4 protein-coding genes are annotated in these 4,934 nt (G+C 48.6%); 3 read left to right on the forward strand and 1 reads right to left on the reverse strand.

The features are described from left to right. The 3 genes from HQK80_14575 to HQK80_14585 form a co-directional block, all read left to right on the forward strand. On the forward strand, positions 1 to 375 hold a 375-nt coding region (locus tag HQK80_14575), incomplete at its 5' end, for an ATP-binding domain-containing protein (GenBank protein ID MBF0223424.1). 171 nt (positions 376 to 546) lie between these two features. After that, entirely contained in the window at positions 547 to 2,004 is a 1,458-nt protein-coding gene (locus HQK80_14580; GenBank protein MBF0223425.1) for a type IV pili methyl-accepting chemotaxis transducer N-terminal domain-containing protein, read from the forward strand. A gap of 383 nt (positions 2,005 to 2,387) precedes the next feature. Continuing rightward, the gene (locus HQK80_14585; GenBank protein ID MBF0223426.1) at positions 2,388 to 3,665 is read left to right on the forward strand and encodes an MFS transporter; all 1,278 of its coding nucleotides are present in this window, start codon (positions 2,388 to 2,390) and stop codon (positions 3,663 to 3,665) included. Between the two features lie 48 nt (positions 3,666 to 3,713). Here the strand turns inward: HQK80_14585 and HQK80_14590 are convergent. Then, positions 3,714 to 4,934: carbon-nitrogen hydrolase family protein (locus HQK80_14590; protein ID MBF0223427.1), on the reverse strand; the 1,221-nt coding region annotated here is incomplete at its 5' end.

A 4,934-nucleotide genomic window follows, 5' to 3' on the forward strand; every position in this document is an offset into this window, starting at 1 on the left:
GAGAATGCCTTGCAAGAGCTAAGGGAGATTGTTCTGGAGCAGCAGGAAAAAGCGCCGAACGGTCTAGTTGCGGTGATCTGCCGAAAGAAAAATCAGGTGAATTACGTCTATCAGGCCCTTAAAACGATACCTGGCACCCGTAAAGAGCCCCAGCGCTTTCAGCCCGGAATTCTGGTTACCAATGCTCATCAGGTAAAGGGCTTGGAGTACACCGCTGTTGTGGCCTGGAATGTTTCTGCCAAAGACTATCGTGCCAACAACCCCCAGGATCGGAACCTCCTCTACGTAGTGCTTTCCAGAGCCTGTGAGCGACTGGCGATTCTCTGCCATGAAGAACCCTCCGCCTATATCAGAAAGTTTTTCGAGAAACATTGAAAGCTGGCTGAGGCCATTTAGCAGCGCGCCAAATCCATTTATATCAGCTCCTGTCTTTTCTTTTGACTTTTTTGACCTTCCTGATGCATCATCTATGTGGGACGCCGTTTCTTATCTGGTCATGTCAGTTGACATATGATGCATAATTGCCATATGGCAAAAGGAGTTTGTATGTTGGAGCGAATGAATTTGAGTTGGAAGTTTGTGAGTATTTTGTGTGTGCTGCTTGGTATCAGTGTGATTAACGCATTAATTATTTTTTCTGTGGTCAATCAGCAGATCGCCAGCGGGCGGGCTATAAATCTAGCGGGTCGGCAGCGCATGCTTAGCCAGAAGATGTCAAAAGAGATTTTCATTTATAGTACGGCGGTTGGTGAGGCGGAAAGGAAAAGCGCAAGATCAGATGCCGAGAAAACGGCCGCCTTGTTTGACACAACTCTTAATGGACTTTTGAATGGCGATAAAAGCCAGGGACTTGCAGCAGTTGATAATGCAGAAACCAAGAGAAAGCTTCTTGAAGTTCAGGCGATGTGGAAGGAGTTTTTAGTCCAAATAAAAATCGCTATTGGCAATGCGCCCGGTTCCGCTGAGTCGATGGCGGCTCTTTCAGCAATTCAAAAAACGAACGTGCCTTTATTGAAAACAATGAACGAGGCAGTTGGTTTATTTGAGAGCAATAATAATCTCGGCAAAATCAAGCTGATTCAGGGGGTATTGCTGACCATAGCTTTCTGTGTTACGGGAGCCGCATGGTATTTTGTGCAGACGAGTATCGTTGGCCCGTTACGAAACGTTTCAGGCATTATTGGTGAGAGTTCAAGAAATATTGATGCGCTGTCAGGCTCTGTTGCTTCAGCCTCTGAAAGCATTGCTGACGGTTCATCAAGTCAGGCCGCAGCTACCGAGCAGTCCTCGGCATCACTGGAGGAGATCACCAGTATGACTCGCCAGAATGCCGAAAACACCTCTGCTGCCGACGCGAAAATGCGTGCAACAAAAGCAACAGCTGAGCAGGCAAATTCCGTTATGGAAGATATGAACACCTCAATGGCCGAAATCTTAAAGGCCAGTGAAGAGACCCAGAAAATTGTTAAAACAATTGATGAAATTGCCTTTCAGACAAATCTTCTTTCACTGAATGCAGCTGTTGAGGCAGCGCGTGCCGGTGAAGCAGGCGCCGGATTTGCCGTGGTTGCTGACGAGGTACGAAACCTGGCCCTGCGATCCGCTGAATCTGCAAAGGATACCGCTACCTTGATTGAAAATATTGTCCAGCGGATACAGGGCGGCTCAACGCTTGTTAAAAAGGCCACGGAGTCTTTCCGGGAAGTTGCGGCCGGCGCCGGAGAGGTTGCAATCCTGCTCGATGAAATTAATACTGCCAATAATGAGCAGTCCTTGGGGGTCTCCCAAATTAGTACCGGAATTCATGAGATGGACAGGTTGACCCAGGAAAGTGTGGCGACCTCAGAAGAAGCGGCGGCGACAGCGGCAGAAATGGCAGCAGAGGCGACGCAGCTCTCTGGAGTTGTGTCACGCCTTGTCGAATTAGTCGAAGGGGTTGGGGCGGTGGAGAAAGTGGTCAAAGGTGCAGTAGCGCCAGATCGCGGCACAAAGCTGTTACGCTGAACAAACGAAAGGGATTTTAGCGAGAGCTGACGTTGTTCTCCTTCTGATCTCCTTTTTTAATTGTGCAAGATGTAAAGCTCTGGTATGGCAGTGATGCTGTTCCAGGGCTTTTTTGTTTGAATTCTTCACTATGTAACTTCGCAGTGAAATAATAGTTCGCATGAAGTGCGTGAAGTTCACAGTAGAGTAATTTTCATTTTTGCATAAAGGGAAATCCCCCTGAGTCCCCCTTTGAAAAGGGGGACTCAGGGGGATTTTCTGAAAGCTGAAAATTGCTCAGATCTGTTGCTGCAAGCCGAAGGTAGCGAAGACTCCGATCCATTCATTCTATTTATTACTTGAGATATTTTTTCTTAAATTAACTCTTCACCCGCCGAAGCACTATGCAACCGAAATCACCCTCAGTCAGTAACTGGCGCAGTTATGTTGCCTTCCTGAAAAACAACCCGCAGTTTCGGCGCTTTTGGTTGTCGGGAGTGATAAGCCAGTTTGGCAACTGGTTTAATTATATTGCTGTTTTTGTATTATTAGAGCATCTGACCGGCTCCGGTCAGGCGGTAAGCTGGTTTCTGATCGCCAAATTTATTCCTTCCACGGTGCTGGGGCCGGCCGCCGGTGTGGTAGCCGACCGATTTTCCCGCAAGAAAATGATGATTGCCTGTGACGTAATTCGAGTAGGTGTTGTCTTATGTTTTTTACTGGTGCGGAGTGCTGAATATGTCTGGGTCGTCTATGCCCTGGCCCTGATGCAGGAGTCACTCTGGACCTTTGCCAACCCGGCCCGGCAGGCCAGTGTGCCGAATCTGTGTTCTAAGGAAGAGATTAATCTGGCCAATGCCCTTTCCGGCGCCACCTGGTCCATCCTGCTCGCCTTTGGCGCTTCCCTTGGCGGCTTAGTTACTGCCCTTGCCGGCTGGGAGACGGCAATTGTTATTGATGCGGCAACCTTTATTGTTTCTGCTCTTGTTTTGAGCTCTTTGGATCTACCCCATACGCCTCCCCCAAAATCAGAAAAAAAACTTTCTATTCGGGAACTGACCGGGGTTGCAGATATGCAGAAAGGCGGGCGCTATATTGTCAGTCATCGCAAGGTGCTGGCCTTGATTCTGGTAAAAAGCGGCTGGGCCTTGTCCGGGGGTATTTTAGTTATGCTGGTTGTCTTTGGTGAACAGGTCTTTAGTTCCGGGGGCGATGGCAGCGGCAGTGGCATTTTATACGGCTGCCGCGGACTTGGCGCTGCCATTGGCCCTATTCTGGCCTGGCGGATATTAGGCGAAGAATCCCCAGCTATGATGAAGGGGATTGCCGCCTCATTTTTTGTTTCTGCCGGGGCCTATCTTGTTTTCAGCCAGACGCCGAATCTCTGGCTGGCGGCGCCCTTTGTTCTTCTTGGCCATATTGGCGGGGCGACGCAGTGGGTATTTTCAACCTCGCTCATGCATCGAATTGTTGAAGATGCCTATCGGGGCCGGGTTTTTGCTGCAGAAATGGCTCTTGTCACCCTGGTGTTAAGCATCTCGACATACTGTACTGGTCTGGCGCTGGATCTGGGCGTAAACCCACGGCATGTTGTGGTAGTTCTGGCAGGGATGTTTGTGATCCCAGGCTGTTTCTGGACTATTTATCTGCGGGGCAGGAGACGATCGACAGGGTCAGGGTAACAGGCATTGCCAAGCAGCCCGCAACATAGATTGTAGCCCACCAATTTCTTATTTCATCCACACTGTTTTATACAAATCTGACCTGCGGCTTTTCAGATTACGGACACTGCCCTGTTGCCGAATCTCTTTAAGAAGATCGAGATCTAAATCTGCAAGCAGGGTCATCTCAGTGTTTGGTGTTGCCTCAGCAGCCACAGCATCATGGGGAAAAGCAAAATCAGACGGAGTGAAAATGGCCGACTGCGAATATTGGATATCCATGTTTTCCACTTTGGGCAGATTACCAACACTGCCGGTGATGGCGACATAACATTCATTCTCTATGGCCCGGGCCTGTGCGCAGCGCCGCACTCGGAGATAGGCATTTTTGGTATCTGTCCAGTATGGCACCAATAATATTTTCATGTCTTTATCGGCAAGAAGGCGGGAGAGTTCGGGGAACTCAACGTCGAAACAGACAAGGATACCGATTTTGCCAATGTCCGTGTCAAAAACCTTCAACTCCTCACCGCCCTGAAATCCCCACCACTCAGATTCATCTGGGGTAATATGAAGTTTGTATTGTGAATCCCAGGTGCCGTCCCGGCGGCACAGAAAGGAGACATTGAACAGTTTCTCATCCTGATATAAAGGCAGGCTGCCGGTAACAATGTTGATGTTGTACTTCATTGCCATCTCCGCCATGGCTTCCCGCAGATCCTCGGTTACATCAGCAAGTAAGCGCATGGCCACTGCCGGTTTTTTTTGGTCATAATTGGCAAGCAGAGGAGCATTAAACATCTCTGGAAAAAGAAGGAGGTCAGCTTTGTAGCCGGAGACTGCATCGACAAAAAACTCTATCTGTTGAAGCAGATCATCAAGTCCCTTGAATGACCGCATTTGCCACTGCACCGTGGCAATTCGTGCGTTGGATTTTCGCCCCCAGATAATTTTCTTTTTGCTTTCATAAAAGATATTGTTCCATTCCAATAAAACGGCATAACTTTTCGAGCGGCTGTCTTCTGGGATGTAGTTTCGAATTGCTCTTTTGGGGTGAAAATCATTGGACAGTTGAAACGTTAAGACCTGGTCGATAATCTCTCTTTTTTTGACTTTTTGAATGTACTGGTCGGGGGTCAGTTCATGGGCGTACTTGGCATATCCAGGAATTCGGCCGCCAACAATAATCCCTTTCAGGTTTAACTTCTCACACAACTCCTTTCGGGCGTCGTAAATCCTCCTGCCGAGCCGCATACTCCGATAATCTTTATGGACAAACACATCAATTCC

This window comes from Desulfobulbaceae bacterium (assembly GCA_015231515.1).
Taxonomy (GTDB): domain Bacteria; phylum Desulfobacterota; class Desulfobulbia; order Desulfobulbales; family VMSU01; genus JADGBM01.